We start from the raw sequence: 16272 nt of genomic DNA on the forward strand, positions 1-16272 counted from the left end.
CGTCACATGCTGTTCGAGGCGCTCCCATCGATGACCACGTCCGAGCCGGTCAGGTTGGGCACCAGACCGGCAGCCATCAGCAGCGCGAGCTCGGCGATCTCGTCAGGACTCGTGATGCGCCGGGTCGGGGTCTGAGCCAGATCCGAGGCTGCGATCTCGTCTTCGCTCAGGCCGGTCTCGGCTGCCTTCCTGGCCTTGTACGTGGCGTACCGGTCTGTGTCGACCCGGCCGGGGCTGATCACATTCGATCGGATCCCGCCTGCGCCGAAGCCCTTCGATATGCCCTTCGAGACGACACGGAGCGCCGCATTGGTGGTGCCGACGACCAGCTGGTTCGCTCCCGGCTCGCGCCCGCCCGTCCCGGCGATGTTGATGATCTGCCCGCCACCCACTGCCTGCATGTGCGGGATGGCGAGTCGGATCATGCGGATGGCACCGAGCAGCTTCAGCTCCCAGCTCGCCAGGAAGTCCTCGTCGGTGAGGTTCAGGAACTCGCTGGAGGGCGCCGAGCCGGCGTTGTTCACCACGATGTCCAAGCGTCCGCCGAAGGAGATGCACTCCTCGACCAGCCGGCGCGGACCGTCCGCCGACCTCAGGTCGACCACAACGGCGCGCGCGTCGATGCCGTCCTGGGTCAGCGTTGCCAGCGCGGCCTCGAGGTCGGCCTCTCCTCGGGCTCCGATGACGACCTTGGCCCCGGCTTGACCCAGGCGGCGGGCGATGGATCGTCCGATCCCCTTGCTGCCACCGGTGATCGCAGCGACCTTTCCGGCCAGGGAGAAGTTTGCGGTCTCGGTCATGAGCTCTTCTCCTCCAGGAATTCGACGACGATCGGCTTGGCTTCTTTGGTGGCACGCAGAGCGACGGGATACCCGGCGTACGCGGCGAGCTGCGCGCACACCTCGAAGAGCTCCTCAGGCGTGAGGAACCCGTTCCGCAGAGCCCCGCCCACGTGCAGCGCGAACTCGTGCCAGTGTCCGTTGGTCGCGAGGGTCGACATGGTCACCAGGCTGCGGGATCGCTCGTCGAGGACGCCCCGGTCCCATACGCCGGCCCAGACGTTCTCGGTGATGAAGCGCTGGAAGGGGGCCGAGAACGAGTCGGATGCGCCAAGCGCCGCGTCGACGTAGGCATCGCCCAGAATGCGTCGCCGGACCGCCAGCCCTCGATCCATTCTGTCGTCTCGAGCCGGCGTGCTGTCAGCATCGCTGGACATGTCAGGAAGTCTCCGATCCAGTCAGTTGCAGAGCGATGTCGACGATCATGTCCTCCTGCCCGCCGACCAGCTTGCGTCGTCCGCACTCCATCAAGATCTCTCGGACATCGACGCCGTACCGTGCGCCGGCCTGGACCGCGGGCGAGGTGAGCCCGATCTTGTGCCCGATTGCGCGGGGCACCGCCGGCCGGACGCCTCTCGGTGAGCTCGCGCTGGACGGCGTAGACGGCTTGCAGGTCGTGGGCACCGATGAGGTCGCGCACCGGGGGACAGGCGAGCCCGGACGCGCGAGCTGTCTCGAGTCGGCGCACGGCGGCGAGGATCTCGTCGCTCGCGACGGGCGCGGACGGGGGGCTCCATGGCGACAACTGTCCCCCTTGCGTCGCCTGCTGAACAGACCTACGTCTCGGTGAGCGAAACGTTCGACTACGATGCGAGATGTGACGGTCGGCACGGAGACAGTTCTCGGCAAGGCGACGCTGATCTTGCGGTCCTTCGCCATCGGCGACCAGGCGCTGCCGCTGGCGGAGCTGGTACGTCGCACCGGGCTGCACAAGGCGACCGTCTACCGGTTGTGCCAGGAGCTGGTGGCGCTGCGGCTCCTCGCGAGGGAGAGCTCCGGCTATCGGCTGAGCGGTGGCTTGTTCGAGCTGGGAATGCGCGCGTCCGCCGAACGCGGCCTGCTCGAGCTGGCCATCCCGTTCCTGCTGGACCTGTATGAGCGGACTCACGAGACGGTCCACCTAGGAGTGCTGGACGGCGCCGAGGTCGTCTACGTCTCCAAGATCAACGGTCACAGACAGGTGCGCAGCCCCTCGCGCGTCGGTGGGCGGATGCCGCTGCATTGCACCGCCATCGGCAAGGTGCTGCTCGCGTTCGGCGACCCCTCGCTGCGGCAGTCGGTGTTGTCCAAGCCCTTGGAGCGGAGGACGCCGCACACCATCGTCGCCCCAGGGAGCCTGTCGAAGGCGGTGACTGCCATCCGGCGCACCGGGGTGGCCTTCGATCGAGAGGAGTCGGCTCTGGGCATCACGTGCGTCGCCGCGCCGCTCGTCGGCGCCGACGGCGCAGTGGCGGCGATCAGCCTCACCGGCCCCACGGGGCGCTTCCGGCCTGAGCGTCATGTCGCGGCACTCCAGGCGACGGCAGTGGCCTTGAGCAACGTGATGGTGCGGCGCGGGTTTCCCGGGTATCGGGGCGGATGACAGTGCCGACATTCGACATTCGACAGGTTGTCAATACTCGACATGTCCTGGGATAGGGTGCGTCCCCCGGTGCGGCGTCGCAGGGGCCGGTCTCGGGACGTCCCGAGATCTACTGTCCAGGGATGTCTCAGGCGCGGAATAGGACGGATATGAAGCAGGACAGGTCCGGCAAAGCGTCGAAGGTCATCGGACGCAAGGTGCTCCGCCCCCGGCAGCAGGTGGAGGAGACGATCCGCGAGGCGATCCTCTCCAACGAGCTGCAGCCAGGCGAGATGCTCCCCCCGGAGGCAGAGCTCGCCCGACAGTTCAACGTCAGCCGGACGACCCTGCGAGAGGCTCTTCGAACCCTGACCTCGCAGCACCTCATCACGAAGGTGCCGGGCGCGAGGGGCGGGAACTTCGTCCAGTCGGTCGACTACCGCTTGCTCGGTGCGGTGATGAGTGAGTCCGTCGAGAACCTGCTCGCCCTCGGCACGGTCGAGTTCGACGAGGTCGCGGATGCCCGGCAGCTCCTGGAGGTCCCGTCCGTCCAGCTGGCGGCCGTCAACCGCGGGGAGGAGGAGCTGAAGCGTCTGCAGGAGATCGTCGAACGGCAGAAGACCGCCTCCGTGGACGATCCGGAGATTCCCGAGCTGGACCGCGCGTTCCACACCCTGATCGCACGCGCCGCCGGAAACCGGGTGCTGGCGAGCCTCGTCGAGGCGCTTCATCACGCGACCGAGCCGGTGCACTACCTCGAGCTGTCCCCCGAGGTCGGCCGGGAGACCGTCCTGCAGCATCAGCGCATCCTGCGCGCGATCGAGCAGCAGGATCCCGCCGCGGGCGAGGAGGCGATCATCGAGCACCTCACCTACCTCCGCAAGCACATCACCACTCATCAGGCGGCGGAGCGGGACGGCGCGTCGTCGACCCCCTAGGCGAGCAGGCATGACGCGGTGCCCGCCCGGCGGGCATCTCCGGTCCTCGCCCTCCATCTCCGTCGGGACCTCGCAGCAGTAGACCGTGGCTCCCCCTCCGCGCGTGGCGCGGAGGGGGAGCCACGGCGCTTCTGAGCGGCCTCATCCGGTTGACAGAAAGTCTATTGTCGGTCAGCATGACGAAATTGTTAACGAGATGACATCTCGTAATACGAGATGTCATCTGCCAGCAGCGAAGGACGCTCCTTGACCCGAGACGAAGCACTTCTGCCAGTTCCTCCGCGTCCAGCTCAGTTCTTCGAGCTGAGCGCCGACTACGTCGTCGCCGACGCCGCCGGACAGCTGTCGACGGGATGGCGGCTCGGAACGGGGGAGCACTCCTGGCTCTACCGCGCCCAGAACTTCGTGATCGGCTTGACCTGGCTGGACGCGGGCAGCGAGCTGCGCCACGTCGACACCCCCGACGAGCACGTGCTGGCCGTCCTGGACGAGGCCTCGGTCGAGGTGTCCGCGGCGGGACAGGGCCCCGTGCAGGTCGGAGGCCAGTCGCTGGTCGTCGTTCCGGCAGGTGAGTCTCGCGTCGTGGGAAGCGCTCCCGGCTTCGTGCTGAGTGTCTTCACGGCCCGTGCCACGCAGGTGCTGGCTCAGGCGCGGAACAGCCAGGCCTACGCCGTACGCGATCCTGCGGTCGAGGAGCTCCCCGCGCTGACGCCCTCGCGCGCGCCGCGCGGTCTTCAGGTCTACTCCGTGGCCGACTTCGAGGCCGTGGGGGAGGTCCCCGGACGACCGTTCCGGACCGACTCCCTGACGGTCAACTGGTTCGAGCCGGAGGTCGGACCTGCGGACACGAGCCGGATGACGCCGCACAGCCACGCTGACTACGAGCAGGCCAGCGTGACGCTCGCCGGTGAGTACGTCCATCACGTCCGGCGGCCATGGACGGCGCGACTGGCCGACTGGCGCGCCGACGAGCACGTGCACGTGACGAGTCCGTCGATCACCATCATCCCGGCCGGGAACATCCACACGAGTCGACCCATCGGTGCCGGGTTGAACCAGCGAATCGACGTGTTCGGAGTGCCGCGTCCCGACTTCGTCGACCGCGGCATGTTCATCAACAAGGCCTTGTACGAAAGGAGCTGATCGTGACCACACTACTTCCGCCGGAGCCTCTGGCCGATCGGGTCAGGACGCTCACCCCGTTCGAGACCGGACCAGGGACTCCCGCCGGCCGGTATCTGCGCAGCTTCTGGCAGCCCATCGCTCGCTCTGTCGACCTGGAGGCCGGGCAGGCTCAGCCGGTCACGATCATGAGCGAGGAGCTCACGCTCTTCCGAGGCGAGAGCGGACGGCCGGTGGTGATGGACGCCCTGTGCCCGCACCGGCTGACCAAGCTGTCGATCGGCAACGTCGAGGGCGACGCCATCCGTTGCCAGTTCCACGGCTGGAAGTTCGGCGCGGACGGGCGCTGCGTCGAAGCCCCGCTGCAGACCCCGGCTCTCCTCGAGCGCGTCACCATCGGAACGCGTCCGGTCCGCGAGGAGTTCGGGCTGATCTTCGTGTACCTCGGAGAGGGGCCCGAGCCGGCGTTCCCCGACATCGCGGCGTACTCACGGGCTCATGGGCACGGGATGGCATCCGCCCCCGTCCTCGAAGCCGAGGTCTACCGTCGATACTGCAATTGGTATCTCAACCATGAGAACTCGATGGACCTGGCGCACGTGCCCTACACGCACGCGCTGTCGGCCAACCCGGAGCTGACTCGCACCGGATTCTCCGGCGATGCCGCCGTCGTGCGTGACTTCACCGTTGAGCGCCTGGAGTACGGCGTCAGGGTCGAGCAGGTCGACGACGAGGGACTCCACGCACGAGTCACGGTCCTGTTCCCCAACGTGATGCACCTGATCATCCCTATGCGCATCGGAACGCTCGAGAACCTCTACTGGCGCGTTCCCATCGACGACGAGAACCACAAGGGCTTCGGGATCATGTCGATCCACACCGACGAGGAGGGTGCTCGTGAGTGGCGACAGACTCAGAAGGAGCTCGAGGAGGTCGCCGCGAGGTACCCGCTCACCGAGGACTGCGCCCAGCAGATCATTCGCGGTGAGAAGAGGCTGATCGACTTCGTCGACCACCCCAAGCTGCAGGGCATCGAGGACGCGCTGACGCAGCAGGCGATGCGCCACATCGCCGATGCGAACCTGCAGAACCTGGGCAGGTCGGATCGAGCCATCCTCCAGCTCCGGCGCATGTTCTTGAGTCGCGTCGCCGAGTTCGTCGCCGGTGAGCCGTCGGCCTCCGACGTCTGGCCGACGTAGCCGGAGCACACCATGCCAGGCATAGATGTTCGACATGAGAACGGTGACGATGACTGACTCTGTGAGTGGCCCTCTGGCCGGCGTGCGCGTGGTCGACATGACCACCTCGTACGCCGGGCCGACCGCGGCGATGTACCTCGCCGACCTCGGAGCCACGGTGATCAAGGTCGAGCGGCCCGGTCACGGTGACGACGCCCGCGGGTGGGGCCCGCCGTTCGTCGAGGGGGCCTCTGCGTGGTTCGCGTCCGCGAACCGCAACAAGGGTTCGCTGGTCGTCAACCTCCGCGCGCCGGAAGGCCGGGAGGTGCTGCTGCGCCTGCTCGACACGGCGGACGTCTTCCTCCAGAACATGAACCCCGGGAAGCTGACCCGTCTCGGCATCGACGGAGACACTCTGCGGGTCCGCAACCCGCGCCTGGTCTACTGCGCGGTGTCGGGCTTCGGTCTCGACGGCCCCGACAGCGACCTACCCGGCTACGACCTGGTCGCCCAGGCACGCTCCGGGCTGATGTCGGTGACCGGCGCGAAGGGTGGCACCCCGCAGCGGGTCTCCACGGCCCTGTCCGACGTGGTCACCGGCATGGCGGCCGCGATCGCCATCAACGCCGCACTGGTCCGCCAGGCTCGGACAGGCGAGGGGGAGACCATCGACGTCTCCCTTCTCGACACCGACCTGGCGCTCATGGCGCCCCGGATCGCGGCGTACAGCGTCGACGAGCCGGAGCCGGCGCCGAGCGGCGGCACCGACTCGGTGCTCGCCATCTACCAGTCCTTCGAGGCCGCCGACCGCACCATCGTGGTCGCGATCGGAAACGACGCGATGTGGAAGCGCTTCTGCGGCGCGGTTGGGCTCCCCGACCTCGCGGCGGATCCGGCCCTGGCCGACAACGCCGGACGCCGCGACCAGCGGACCCGGATCACCGCCGAGGTCGGGGAGCGGCTGGCCACTCGATCGGCCTCCGACTGGCTTCGCATCCTCGGGAAGGCCGAGATCCCGGTCTCGCTGGTCCAGACGCTCGCCGAGGTGGTCAAGGATCCGCAGGTCATCGCGCGCGGCTCCCTGCTTCCCGTCCCCGGCTTCCAGCAGGAGCTCGTGAGCGTCCGCAGCCCGTTCCGGCTGGCCTCCCAGGACACGCCCCGCAATGAGCGCTTCCCCGGGCTCGGAGCAGACACGCGCACGATCCTGGTCGACCTGGGCTACAGCGACCAGCAGGTGGACGAGCTCGCCGCCGCGGGTGCCGTCGGGCTGCCCAAGGGGGTGCTCGCCTCGTGACCGGCCCTGTCCGCACCGAACGCCGCGGTGCGGTCGTGGTCGTCACGATCGACCGGCCTGAGGTCTTCAACGCGCTGAACGCCGAGGTGCTCGGGCGGCTGCGAGCCGCCGTGCTGGACGCGGAGGACGAGGCCCGCCGCACCATGGAGGCCGGGCAGCGCGCCCTGCGCGACATCGAACGGGTCGCGGTCCCGGTCATCGCGGCGGTCAACGGCGTGGCCCTCGGCGGTGGCTTCGAGCTCGTGCTGGCCTCCACCTTCCCGGTGTTGTCCACGCGAGCGTCGCTCGGGCTGCCGGAGTCGGGACTCGGCCTCATCCCCGGGTACGGCGGCACGCAGCGGCTGCCGCGCTTGGCCCGGCGGCCCGCCGCCTTCGCCGACCTCGTCCGGCAGGAGCCGGCATGAGCATCGAGCCGCTCGATCTCGACGTGAGCCCCAAGGCGTACGTGGCCCTCCACGACGCGCTCGACGAGCCTGCTGCCGATGCGGCGCTGACCGAGCGCGAGCTCGAGGTCCGGGCAGTCGCCCGCAATGTGGTCTCCCGCGAGGTCGCTCCCCGCGCCGCTGGGCTCGACGAGGCGCAGGACTTCGCGCACGACAGTGTCCAGGCGCTCGCCTCCGCGGGCCTCATGGGGCTCGTCTTCCCCGAGCGGCTCGGCGGCACCGGCGACACCAACGTCGCGTACGCCGTCGCCATGGAGGAGATCACCGCCGGGTGCGCGGCCACCTCACTGGTCTTCATGACCCAGATGCACGCGGCGTACCCGATCCTGATCGCCGGCAGCGACCAGCTCGCCGAGCGGTACGTCCCCGGTTTGGTCCGCGGTTCGGTCTACGGCTCGCTCGGCATCACAGAGCCCCAGGCCGGCAGCGACGTCGCCAGCCTCCAGACGACGGCCCGGCCCACCGGGGACGGCTACCTGCTGAACGGTTCCAAGACCTTCATCACCACCGGTGACCGCGCCAGGGTGATCATCTGCTTCGCGACGACCGACCGGTCGCTCGGGCGGCGCGGCATCACCGCCTTCGTCGTCGACGGCAGCTGGGAGGGCGTCACGCACGGCCGGCCATTCGCCAAGCTCGGCATGCACGGCTCGAGCACCGCAGAGCTCTTCTTCGACGGCGTGCAGATCCCTGCCGACCACCTCCTGGGAGACGAGGGCGGGGGCTGGCAGGTTGTGATGAGTTCGGTGGTCAAGTCGCGCATCAGCGCGGCGGCCCAGGGCGTCGGCCTGGCTCGGGCGGCGTACGCGCGGACGTTGGCGTTCCTGACCCGGCAGCACGGTGCCCGGCTGCCCGACGAGCAGACCTTCGCGCTGGCCGAGCTGCGCGGCCGGATCCTCCAGGGCCGCCTCCTGCTGCACGCGGTGGCCCGTCAGGTCGACGGCTCGACCGACATCCCGACCGGCCAGATCGGCATGATGAAGCAGGCCTGCACCGACCTCGGGTTCGCCGCGGCGGTGGCCGCCACCCGGCTCCTCGGACCTTACGGCGACCTCGCCGTCCTCGGCGTCGAGCGATGCCTGCGCGATGCCAAGGTCACCCAGATCTACGACGGCACCAACGAGATCCAGCGACTGTTGATCGGCCGCGAGACCACCCGCGCGATGGGAGAGCTGTCATGACCGACCTCACCGGCAAGGTCGCCATCGTCACCGGTGCCGGACGGGGCCTCGGGCGATCGATGGCCGAGGCCCTCGTCGGCGCCGGAGCATCGGTCACGGTCGCCTCCCGCACCTCCGGCGAGCTCAATTCGTTCGTCGAGGAGGCCAAGGCGGGCGGCGGCGAGGCGCTCGCCTGCCCGACCGACATCACCGACGAGGCGTCCGTCGAACGGATGGTCCAGGCGACCGTCGAGACGTTCGGGCGCCTGGACATCCTGGTCAACAACTCCGGGATCGTCGCCTCGACGCCGCTGCTCGACCAGGGCGCCGACGAGTGGGATCAGGTCCTCGCCACCAACCTGCGCGGGACCTACCTGGCCACCCGGGCGGCCGGGCGCCACCTGACCGCCCAGGGCTCGGGCAAGGTCATCAACATCGCCTCCAACTTCGCACTCCAGGGCGTGCCCAACCACGCGGCGTACTCGGCCTCGAAGGCCGGCGTCATCGGGTTCACCCGGTCGATCGCCATGGAGTGGGCCCGCGCCGGCGTCCAGGTCAACGCCATCGCGCCCGGCTACTTCGCCACCCCGCTGAACGCCGACCTGCGCAAGGACGCCGATACCTTCGCGAAGGTCGTGCGCGCCATCCCCGCCCGCCGCATGGGGGAGCCCGACGAGCTCCAGCCATGGCTGCTGCTGCTGGCCGGCAGCGCCTCGGACTTCATGACCGGCGAAGTCATCGTCGTCGACGGCGGCCAGTCCGTCCGCTGACCGCACATCCCAGGAGTATCAGTGAGCAACGAGAGCAAGACCGTCGCCGTCCTCGGCGCCGGGACCATGGGGTCGGGCATCGCAACCGTGATGACCCGGGCCGGGCACCGGACCATCCTCTTCGACGTCGATGAGACCAACCTCCGTCGCGGCATCGACACCGTGCACGCGTTCTTCGACCGCAGCGTGCAGCTCGGGAAGCTCGACGGGACGGCCGGGCAGGCCGCGAAGGACGCGCTGGCCGGCAGCACCGACCTCGCCGACCTGGCGCCGTGCGACGTGGTCGTCGAGGCGGTCTTCGAGGACCTGGCTCTCAAGAAGGAAACCTTCGGACGGCTCGACGAGATCGTGTCGCCCGCGACCCTCTTCCATACCAACACCTCGACGCTCTCGGTCACCGGCATCGCGTCCGGCTCCCGGCTTCCCGAGCGGGTCGTCGGCACCCACTACTGCAACCCGGCGCCGCTGATGAAGCTCGTCGAGGTCGCGGACGGCCGCCACACGGCCGACTGGGCTCACAAGGCGACCGTCGAGTTCCTCGCCTCCCTGGGCAAGACCAGCGTGGTCACCAAGGACCGCCCCGGCTTCATCGTCAACCGCTTCCTCATCCCGTGGGAGAACTCGTGCATCGCCGCGCTCGAGGCCGGCATCGCGAGCAAGGAGGCGATCGACGAGGCCGTCCTCGGCTCGCTCGGTCACCCGATGGGCCCGTTCCGGCTGCTCGACATCGTCGGCCTCGACATCCACCAGCAGGTCGCGACCCGGCTCTACGAGCAGCTGCGCGACCCGCGCTTCTTCCCGCCGCCGATGGTCGAGCGGATGGTCGCCGCGGGCGACCTCGGCCGCAAGACCGGCCGCGGGTTCTACGACTACGACGACACCCGTCTCTTCGGGTCCTGAGAGGAGAGCTCGATGAACGACTTCCAGAGGGTCGGCCTGCTCGGCTTCGGGACCATGGGTGCCGGGATAGCCCAGGTCTTCGCCGCCGCCGGCCGCGACGTGGTCGTGCTGGAGGCAGACCAGTCCCGGATCGGGGCCGGCACGGTCGCGGTCGCCGAGCTCCTCGCGGGCGGGGTGGCCCGCGGCAAGCTCACTGAGGACACCAGGAAAGCGGTGCTGAGCCGGATTACGGGGACCACCGAGGTCGCGGATCTGGCCGGCGTCGACCTCGTGGTCGAGTCGGTCACCGAGGACGCCGAGCTCAAGAAGGCGCTGCTCGCGCGAGTGGCCGACGTGGTCGGAGTCGACACTCCGATCCTGACCAACACCTCGACCCTGTCGGTCACCGACCTCGCCGCGGCGCTCCCCAACCCGACCCGGGTCGCCGGTCTCCACTTCTTCAACCCCGCACCGATGATGCGCACCGTCGAGGTGGTCCGAGCGCTGCAGACCGACGAGGCGCTCATCGACCGGCTCGTCGCGTTCGTCGACATGCTGGACGGCAAGAAGCCCGTCGTCGTCGAGGACCGGCCCGGGTTCCTCGTCAACGCGCTGCTGCTGCCGTACCTCAACGACGTCATCGCCGAGTACGACGACGGGCTGGCCACCGCCGAGGACATCGACCTCGCGCTCCGCCTGGGGCTCGGCTACAAGACCGGACCGCTCGAGATGCTCGACATGATCGGCCTCGACGTCCACCTGCGCGCGACCGCGAGCGCTCACGCCGCCACCGGCGACGACCGTTACTCCCCGCCGCCTCTGCTGCGGCGGATGGTGGCCGCCGGACGGCTGGGTGCCAAGAGCGGCCAGGGATTCCGCACCGGGAAGAAGGAAAGCCGATGAACGTGCCGTCCCGGGAGGCCCACGAGGTCAGCGCCGCGTTCGCGGAGCGCCGCGACCCCGAGCCCGAGAGCTTCTGGTCATGACCTGGCGGGGCCCGACGCTCGACGCCGACCAGCTCGACCTGCTGAGCATGCTGCAGAGCCTCGCCGGCGACCGGGATGTGACGCTGACCGACACCCCCGATGTCGTACGCGGCCTCGTCTCCACACTCGCCGAGCTCGGCGTCTGGACGCTGGGCGTCGAGGAGTCGTACGGCGGAGGCGGCGCAGACGCCGTCACCACCGCAGTTGCCTGGACGCAGCTGGGCCGCAGCTGGCCGGCGCTCGGCTGGGCCTCGGTCCAGGCACACGCGGCCGTGGCCGTCGTGGGCCCCGACGCCCGGTGTGCGCAGCTCGTCGGCGCCCTGCACCTCGGTGCCGCCGCCGTGGCGGTGGTGGACGCGAGTTCGCCCCACGTCCGCCTGGCCTGGGACGGCGACATCCTGCGGGGCACGGTCGACCGAGTCGACGCTGCGGCGGAGGAGCCGCACCTGCTGGTGCTGGACGGCCCGGACGCAGCCCTGCTGGTGCAGCGCTCGGCGCTGACGATGACGGCGCTCCGGCGCAGCGGCCTCGGCGGAGCGCTCACCCGCTCGGCACGGGTCGACGCCGGAAGCGGCGACGTGGTCGAGCTGCGCGGCGTGGATGCCGACCGAGCGCGGGCGCGGCTGCACCGCGGCGCCGCCCTGGTCGCGGCCGGGATCGCGTCCGCGGCCGTGGATGCCGCGACCGCCTACTCCGCCGACCGGCACCAGTTCGGCGACGCACTGACTGCGCTCCCGACGGTGCGCCAGTCGTTGCTCGAGCAGGCTGCCGGCGCGTCGGTGGCCCTCACCGCCGCACTCGACCCACTCACCGACCCGATCCGCGCACTGGCTGCAGCCCGAGAAGCCTGCGACGGAGCGGTCGAGGTCGCCGCCGCGGCGCTCCAGTCGCACGGCGGCTACGGCTACCTGACCGAGTACCCACCCGAGCGCCTTCTTCGCGATGCCGTCTCTCTGCGCGCCGCGATCGACCTGCACGGCGCAGCCGTGCGTGCTGCGCGCCTGCTGGTGGGACGACCGGACACCGACACCCTGCACAGGAAGGCGTCATGACCACGACCCGGAGCCACCCGAAGCTGGCCGATGTGCTGGACGGCCAGCACACCCCCGTCACGGACGCGGTCGCCCGCGAGTGGCGTGAGGCGGGATGGTGGGAGGAGCGCTCGTTGCGCTCGTTGCTCACCCAGGCCGCCCAGGCCCACCCTGATCGGGTCGCCCTCGTCGGCCACCACACGCAGGGCGACCGCGTGACCCGCACCTACCGGGAGTTCGACGCCAACGCGCACCACGCCGCAAGCGTCTTCGCCTCTCTCGGAGTCGGCGTGGGCGATGCCGTCGTGCTGATGCTGCCGAACTGGATCGAGTACCCCGAGATGGTCTTCGGGATCAACGAGCTGGGCGCCGTCTACGGAGGCATCCCGGTCGCATACGGCGAGCGGCAGGCCGCGGCCATCCTGCGCCGGAGCAAGGCCAAGGTCCTGGTGGTTCCGCGCCGCTGGCGCAGCATCGAGCATCTCGACCTCTCCCGCCGGCTGCGAGCCGAGATCCCCACGCTCGAGCACGTCGTCCTCCTCGACGACGACGAGTCCGGGCTGCGCGAAGGCGAGTCGTTGTGGTCCAGCCACGACGACGTCCCCAGCCATACGCTCCCCGAACCGGAACCCAGCCGGGTCTGCTACCTCGGCTTCACCTCCGGCACGACCGGCGAGCCCAAGGGCGCCATGCACAGCCACAACACGCTGATCTACGCCATCCGGCGGCAGGTCGAGCACGTCGGTCCGCAGGTGTACGGCGACCCCGTGGTCCACCTGGTCGCCTCACCCGTGGGCCACCACACCGGCTTCGCCTGGGGGATCGTGATGACGGTGCTGTTCGCCGGAACCGGGGTCTACGTCGATCGGTGGGACCCGGCGTGGGGCGTGCGGATCATTCGCGAGGAGCGGGTGACGACGTTCTTCGGTGCCCCGACCTTCCTGCAGGACATGATGCGCACCGACCTCGTCGACGACCCGGACTGCCCGCTGACCTGCCTGGTCATCGCGGGCTCCCCGGTGCCGCGCAACCTGCCCGCCCAGGCGCAGGAGGCGCTCGGCGCGTACGTCGCGCCGGCGTGGGGCATGACCGAATGCAGCATCATGAGCTCCTGCACGCCCAAGGAGCCGCCCGCCATCCAGCGCACCGACGGCTCGGTCTTCGCCGGCTCCGCGGTTCGCGTCGTCGACGCCGACGGCGACGACGTGCCGACGGGCGAGATCGGCGACCTGCTGATGCGCGGCCCGGGCGTCGTCTACGGCTACTACGACCGGCCCGACGCCACCGACGAGGCCTTCCTGCCGGGCCTGTGGTTCCGGACCGGCGACCGCGCCAGCGTCGACGAGCACGGCTGGTTGAGCCTGCGCGGCCGCAGCAAGGACATCATCATCCGCGGCGGCGAGAACATCCCGGTGACCGACGTGGAGTCCGTCATCTTCGATCACCCCGACGTCGTCAACGCCGCCGTCGTCGGCGCCCCCGACGAGCGGCTGGGCGAGCTCATCTGCGCGGTGCTCGTGGTCAAGGAAGGCCGACCCGAGCTCACGGTCGACACGCTCGCGGCGTACCTGCTCGAGCGGGGCCTCTCCAAGCACTACCTGCCGGAGCAGGTGATCAGCCTTCCGGAGCTGCCCATGACGCCGAGCGGCAAGATCCAGAAGTTCAAGCTGCGGGAGATGCTGGGATGAGCGCCGACGCGCCGCCCCTGGCGGGCATCAAGGTGCTCGACCTCTCGACACTGCTCCCGGGTCCGCTCGCCACGCTGCTGCTCGCCGAGGCGGGCGCCGACGTGGTCAAGCTCGAACGGCCGGGCCGGGGCGACGAGATGCGCAGCTACCTGCCGAGGTTCGGGGAGGCGAGCGCGAACTACGCCGTCCTGAACCGCGGCAAGCGTGCCTACGGCGTCGACCTCAAGGACCCCGTGCAACGCGACCGGGTGCTCGAGCTCGCAGCCGAGGCCGACGTCGTGGTGGAGCAGTTCCGGCCCGGTGTCGCCGATCGGCTCGGGCTCGGGTACGACTCCGTGTGCGCGGTCAACCCGGACGTCGTCTACTGCTCGATCACCGGGTACGGCGCGACCGGTCCACACGCGTCCCGGGCCGGGCACGACCTCAACTATATGGCGGAGTCGGGCCTGCTCGGCGTGGTCGCGGACGCCACCGGCTCGCCGACCCTGCCGGTGACCGTGCTCGCCGACATCGCCGGCGGCACCTATCCGGCGGTGGTCAACATCCTGCTGGCGCTGCGTCGGCGCGACCTCGGCGGCGGAGGCGCACACCTGCAGGTCTCGATGACGCACAACCTGCAGGTCCTCGCCTACGGCTACTTCGCCACCCACCAGGCCGGCGGGGGATGGCCCCGGCCGGGCGCCGAGCTGCTCACCGGCGGCAGCCCGCGCTACCAGGTCTACCCGACCGCCGACGGGCGGCACATCGCCTGCGCGGCCCTCGAGCAGAAGTTCTGGGACCGGCTCGTCGACCTGGTCGACCTCGATCGGAGGCTCTGGGACGACGAGGGCCAGGAGCAGGCGGTGATCGCGGCGCTCGGTGCGCGGTTCGCGGCGGAGCCCAGTGACCACTGGCGGTCGGTCCTCGACGGCGAGGACGTCTGCACGGTGGTCGTCTCGACCTGGGACGAGGCGGTCGCCGCGGGTCTCGTCGACGTCGATGCTCCCGAGCGGGTCACCGCACCCGGCACCGGCCGGTCCTTCCCCACGCTGCCCAGCCCGATCGCCCAGAGCCTGCGGGGCACGCCGTCGTCGACGGCGTATCCCTCACTCGTCGACCTCGGCGACGACTCGCCGTGGGGCTGACCGTGCGCCAGAGCGCGCCCCTGCCTCTCCAGGAGCTCCGATGCACTCCCGTCCCGCATGGGCGTGTACGGCGGCGGCCGGATGGGCGCCGGCATCGCCCATGCCTTCCTCCTGGCGGGCGCCGAGGTCACGGTCGTGGAGGTCGACGCGGACGCCGCCCGGACCACGCGCGAGACGGTGGTGGGCAGTCTGGTGAAGGCCGTCGAGCGCATCGCCCCCGGCGCCGTCCTCGCCAGCAACACCAGCGCACTGTCGATCGACCGCATCGCCGAGAGTCTGGCGAAGCCGGACCGGTTCCTCGGGCTGCACTTCTTCAATCCTGTGCCGGCCAGGGGGCTGGTCGAGATCGTCGTCGGGGCGAGAACCGCACCGGACCTGACCACGGTCGCGCAGGACTGGGTCCGCGCGCTCGGCAAGACCCCGATCACCGTGACCGACTCACCGGGCTTCGCAAGCAGCCGGCTCGGCGTCGCGCTGGCCGTCGAGGCGATCCGCATGCTCGAGGACGGCGTGGCCACAGCGGCAGACATCGACGCCGCCATGACCTTGGGCTACAAGCATCCGGCCGGCCCGCTGAGGACGACCGACATCGTCGGCCTCGACGTCAGGCTCGCCATCGCGGAGCACCTGGCGTCCGGTGGGCGGATCCTCGGCACGCTGGCCGCGCGGCTGCAGGAGTCCGGCGACCGGTACGGCATAGCCGCGATCTGCATCGGCGTCGGCCAGGCACTCGCCGTGGTGCTGGAGAACGTGGCGTGACCGCCGTCGTCCGCGGCCGTGTCCTTCGCCTAGACCGTCCCCTCGGCGGCGATCTGAGCCAGCGAGTCGGCGACGGCCCGGGGCGCGGTGATCATCAGATCGTGCCCGCCCTCGATCACCCAGAGCCGGTCCTCGGCTCTCGCTGCGGCCAGCAACTCCTCGGGATGGACGCCGAGGTCCACGCTCCCGCTGGCGACGATGAGGTAGCGCGGGATCGCCGCGACCGTCGACCGCCTGCTCGTTCTGGAGGCTGAGCTCCTGGTCGAAGCACTTCCAGGCATGGGGGGTGAGGCGCGGCAAGGCCCACGCGACGTCCTCCGGATCGGTGACCCCGAAGAAGCCCAGTAGGTCCTCGCTCGGCAGGAGGATGAGCTCGACACCATCGACCACTTTGCTGCCGGCCCGCAGGTCGAACATCGGCAGGGCCTCGGCGGCCGTCCGCCCCTGCGGGGCATCGAGGTAGACGAGCTTCCCGACCCGGCCGCCGGCGCGGTCGGCGG

18 protein-coding genes are annotated in these 16272 nt (G+C 70.2%); 14 read left to right on the plus strand and 4 right to left on the minus strand.

The features are described 5' to 3' along the window. Positions 1-2: 2 nt before the first annotated feature. From KIP79_RS18955 to KIP79_RS49505, 3 genes are read right to left on the minus strand one after another with little or no spacing between them, the layout of a single operon-like run. Complete coding sequence (locus tag KIP79_RS18955; RefSeq protein ID WP_214106175.1) at positions 3-800, minus strand: SDR family NAD(P)-dependent oxidoreductase; 798 nt, start codon at positions 798-800, stop codon at positions 3-5. Continuing rightward, positions 797-1216 (minus strand): carboxymuconolactone decarboxylase family protein, encoded by a 420-nt coding sequence (locus KIP79_RS18960; protein ID WP_214106176.1) that lies wholly within the window; start codon positions 1214-1216, stop codon positions 797-799. The genes KIP79_RS18955 and KIP79_RS18960 overlap by 4 nt, the downstream gene beginning before the upstream one ends. Position 1217: 1 nt before the next feature. Further along, positions 1218-1397 (minus strand): 4-hydroxy-2-oxovalerate aldolase family protein, encoded by a 180-nt coding sequence (locus KIP79_RS49505; protein ID WP_250213457.1) that lies wholly within the window; start codon positions 1395-1397, stop codon positions 1218-1220. Between the two features lie 259 nt (positions 1398-1656). On the opposite strand from KIP79_RS49505, the gene KIP79_RS18970 reads away from it, so the two are divergent. The 14 genes from KIP79_RS18970 (at position 1657) to KIP79_RS19035 (ending at position 15772) form a co-directional block, all read left to right on the plus strand. Then, positions 1657-2421: an IclR family transcriptional regulator gene (locus tag KIP79_RS18970; protein WP_308169784.1), complete on the plus strand. Its 765-nt coding sequence runs from the start codon at positions 1657-1659 to the stop codon at positions 2419-2421. Positions 2422-2570: 149 nt separating this feature from the next. Beyond that, positions 2571-3338 (plus strand): FadR/GntR family transcriptional regulator, encoded by a 768-nt coding sequence (locus KIP79_RS18975; protein WP_214106179.1) that lies wholly within the window; start codon positions 2571-2573, stop codon positions 3336-3338. A 246-nt stretch (positions 3339-3584) separates the two neighbouring features. Then, positions 3585-4481, plus strand: a complete 897-nt coding sequence (locus tag KIP79_RS18980; protein WP_214106180.1) for a hypothetical protein — start codon at positions 3585-3587, stop codon at positions 4479-4481. 2 nt (positions 4482-4483) lie between these two features. Continuing rightward, positions 4484-5659: a Rieske 2Fe-2S domain-containing protein gene (locus tag KIP79_RS18985; protein ID WP_214106181.1), complete on the plus strand. Its 1176-nt coding sequence runs from the start codon at positions 4484-4486 to the stop codon at positions 5657-5659. 61 nt (positions 5660-5720) lie between these two features. Beyond that, complete coding sequence (locus tag KIP79_RS18990) at positions 5721-6932, plus strand: CaiB/BaiF CoA transferase family protein (protein ID WP_214106182.1); 1212 nt, start codon at positions 5721-5723, stop codon at positions 6930-6932. After that, positions 6929-7336 carry an enoyl-CoA hydratase/isomerase family protein gene (locus KIP79_RS49510; RefSeq protein WP_308169785.1) on the plus strand — a complete coding sequence of 136 codons (408 nt, stop codon included), beginning with the start codon at positions 6929-6931 and terminating at the stop codon, positions 7334-7336. Before KIP79_RS18990 ends, KIP79_RS49510 begins: the two co-directional genes overlap by 4 nt. Then, positions 7333-8556, plus strand: coding sequence for an acyl-CoA dehydrogenase family protein (locus KIP79_RS19000; protein ID WP_214106183.1), 1224 nt, complete (start codon positions 7333-7335; stop codon positions 8554-8556). Before KIP79_RS49510 ends, KIP79_RS19000 begins: the two co-directional genes overlap by 4 nt. Next, complete coding sequence (locus KIP79_RS19005; protein WP_214106184.1) at positions 8553-9305, plus strand: SDR family NAD(P)-dependent oxidoreductase; 753 nt, start codon at positions 8553-8555, stop codon at positions 9303-9305. Before KIP79_RS19000 ends, KIP79_RS19005 begins: the two co-directional genes overlap by 4 nt. Before the next feature lie 21 nt (positions 9306-9326). Continuing rightward, the gene (locus KIP79_RS49515; protein ID WP_214106185.1) at positions 9327-10205 is read left to right on the plus strand and encodes a 3-hydroxyacyl-CoA dehydrogenase family protein; all 879 of its coding nucleotides are present in this window, start codon (positions 9327-9329) and stop codon (positions 10203-10205) included. 12 nt (positions 10206-10217) lie between these two features. Continuing rightward, positions 10218-11087: a 3-hydroxyacyl-CoA dehydrogenase family protein gene (locus tag KIP79_RS19015; protein WP_214106186.1), complete on the plus strand. Its 870-nt coding sequence runs from the start codon at positions 10218-10220 to the stop codon at positions 11085-11087. Positions 11088-11166: 79 nt separating this feature from the next. Then, positions 11167-12222 carry an acyl-CoA dehydrogenase family protein gene (locus tag KIP79_RS19020; protein WP_214106187.1) on the plus strand — a complete coding sequence of 352 codons (1056 nt, stop codon included), beginning with the start codon at positions 11167-11169 and terminating at the stop codon, positions 12220-12222. Further along, on the plus strand, positions 12219-13889 hold the full coding sequence (locus KIP79_RS19025) for an AMP-binding protein (RefSeq protein ID WP_214106188.1): 1671 nt from the start codon (positions 12219-12221) through the stop codon (positions 13887-13889). Before KIP79_RS19020 ends, KIP79_RS19025 begins: the two co-directional genes overlap by 4 nt. Beyond that, the gene (locus KIP79_RS19030) at positions 13886-15013 is read left to right on the plus strand and encodes a CaiB/BaiF CoA transferase family protein (protein WP_214106189.1); all 1128 of its coding nucleotides are present in this window, start codon (positions 13886-13888) and stop codon (positions 15011-15013) included. The genes KIP79_RS19025 and KIP79_RS19030 overlap by 4 nt, the downstream gene beginning before the upstream one ends. Positions 15014-15070: 57 nt before the next feature. After that, on the plus strand, positions 15071-15772 hold the full coding sequence (locus tag KIP79_RS19035; protein WP_214106190.1) for a 3-hydroxyacyl-CoA dehydrogenase family protein: 702 nt from the start codon (positions 15071-15073) through the stop codon (positions 15770-15772). 29 nt (positions 15773-15801) lie between these two features. Here the strand turns inward: KIP79_RS19035 and KIP79_RS19040 are convergent, their stop codons facing one another. Then, entirely contained in the window at positions 15802-16053 is a 252-nt protein-coding gene (locus KIP79_RS19040; protein ID WP_214106280.1) for a hypothetical protein, read from the minus strand. Between the last annotated feature and the right edge of the window lie 219 nt (positions 16054-16272).

Origin of the sequence: Acrocarpospora catenulata (genome assembly GCF_018476525.1) — a bacterium.
Taxonomy (GTDB): domain Bacteria; phylum Actinomycetota; class Actinomycetes; order Streptosporangiales; family Streptosporangiaceae; genus Acrocarpospora; species Acrocarpospora catenulata.

What these genes read in the sequence shown, in the direction of transcription:
- KIP79_RS19035 (WP_214106190.1), top strand. Translation starts at nt 15,071, where the DNA reads ATGGGCGTGTACGGCGGCGGCCGGATGGGCGCCGGCATCGCCCATGCC.
- KIP79_RS18975 (WP_214106179.1), top strand. Translation starts at nt 2,571, where the DNA reads ATGAAGCAGGACAGGTCCGGCAAAGCGTCGAAGGTCATCGGACGCAAG.
- KIP79_RS19040 (WP_214106280.1), bottom strand. Translation starts at nt 16,053, where the DNA reads ATGCCTGGAAGTGCTTCGACCAGGAGCTCAGCCTCCAGAACGAGCAGG.
- KIP79_RS19015 (WP_214106186.1), top strand. Translation starts at nt 10,218, where the DNA reads ATGAACGACTTCCAGAGGGTCGGCCTGCTCGGCTTCGGGACCATGGGT.
- KIP79_RS18960 (WP_214106176.1), bottom strand. Translation starts at nt 1,216, where the DNA reads ATGTCCAGCGATGCTGACAGCACGCCGGCTCGAGACGACAGAATGGAT.
- KIP79_RS19000 (WP_214106183.1), top strand. Translation starts at nt 7,333, where the DNA reads ATGAGCATCGAGCCGCTCGATCTCGACGTGAGCCCCAAGGCGTACGTG.
- KIP79_RS19005 (WP_214106184.1), top strand. Translation starts at nt 8,553, where the DNA reads ATGACCGACCTCACCGGCAAGGTCGCCATCGTCACCGGTGCCGGACGG.
- KIP79_RS19025 (WP_214106188.1), top strand. Translation starts at nt 12,219, where the DNA reads ATGACCACGACCCGGAGCCACCCGAAGCTGGCCGATGTGCTGGACGGC.
- KIP79_RS18955 (WP_214106175.1), bottom strand. Translation starts at nt 800, where the DNA reads ATGACCGAGACCGCAAACTTCTCCCTGGCCGGAAAGGTCGCTGCGATC.
- KIP79_RS19030 (WP_214106189.1), top strand. Translation starts at nt 13,886, where the DNA reads ATGAGCGCCGACGCGCCGCCCCTGGCGGGCATCAAGGTGCTCGACCTC.
- KIP79_RS19020 (WP_214106187.1), top strand. Translation starts at nt 11,167, where the DNA reads ATGACCTGGCGGGGCCCGACGCTCGACGCCGACCAGCTCGACCTGCTG.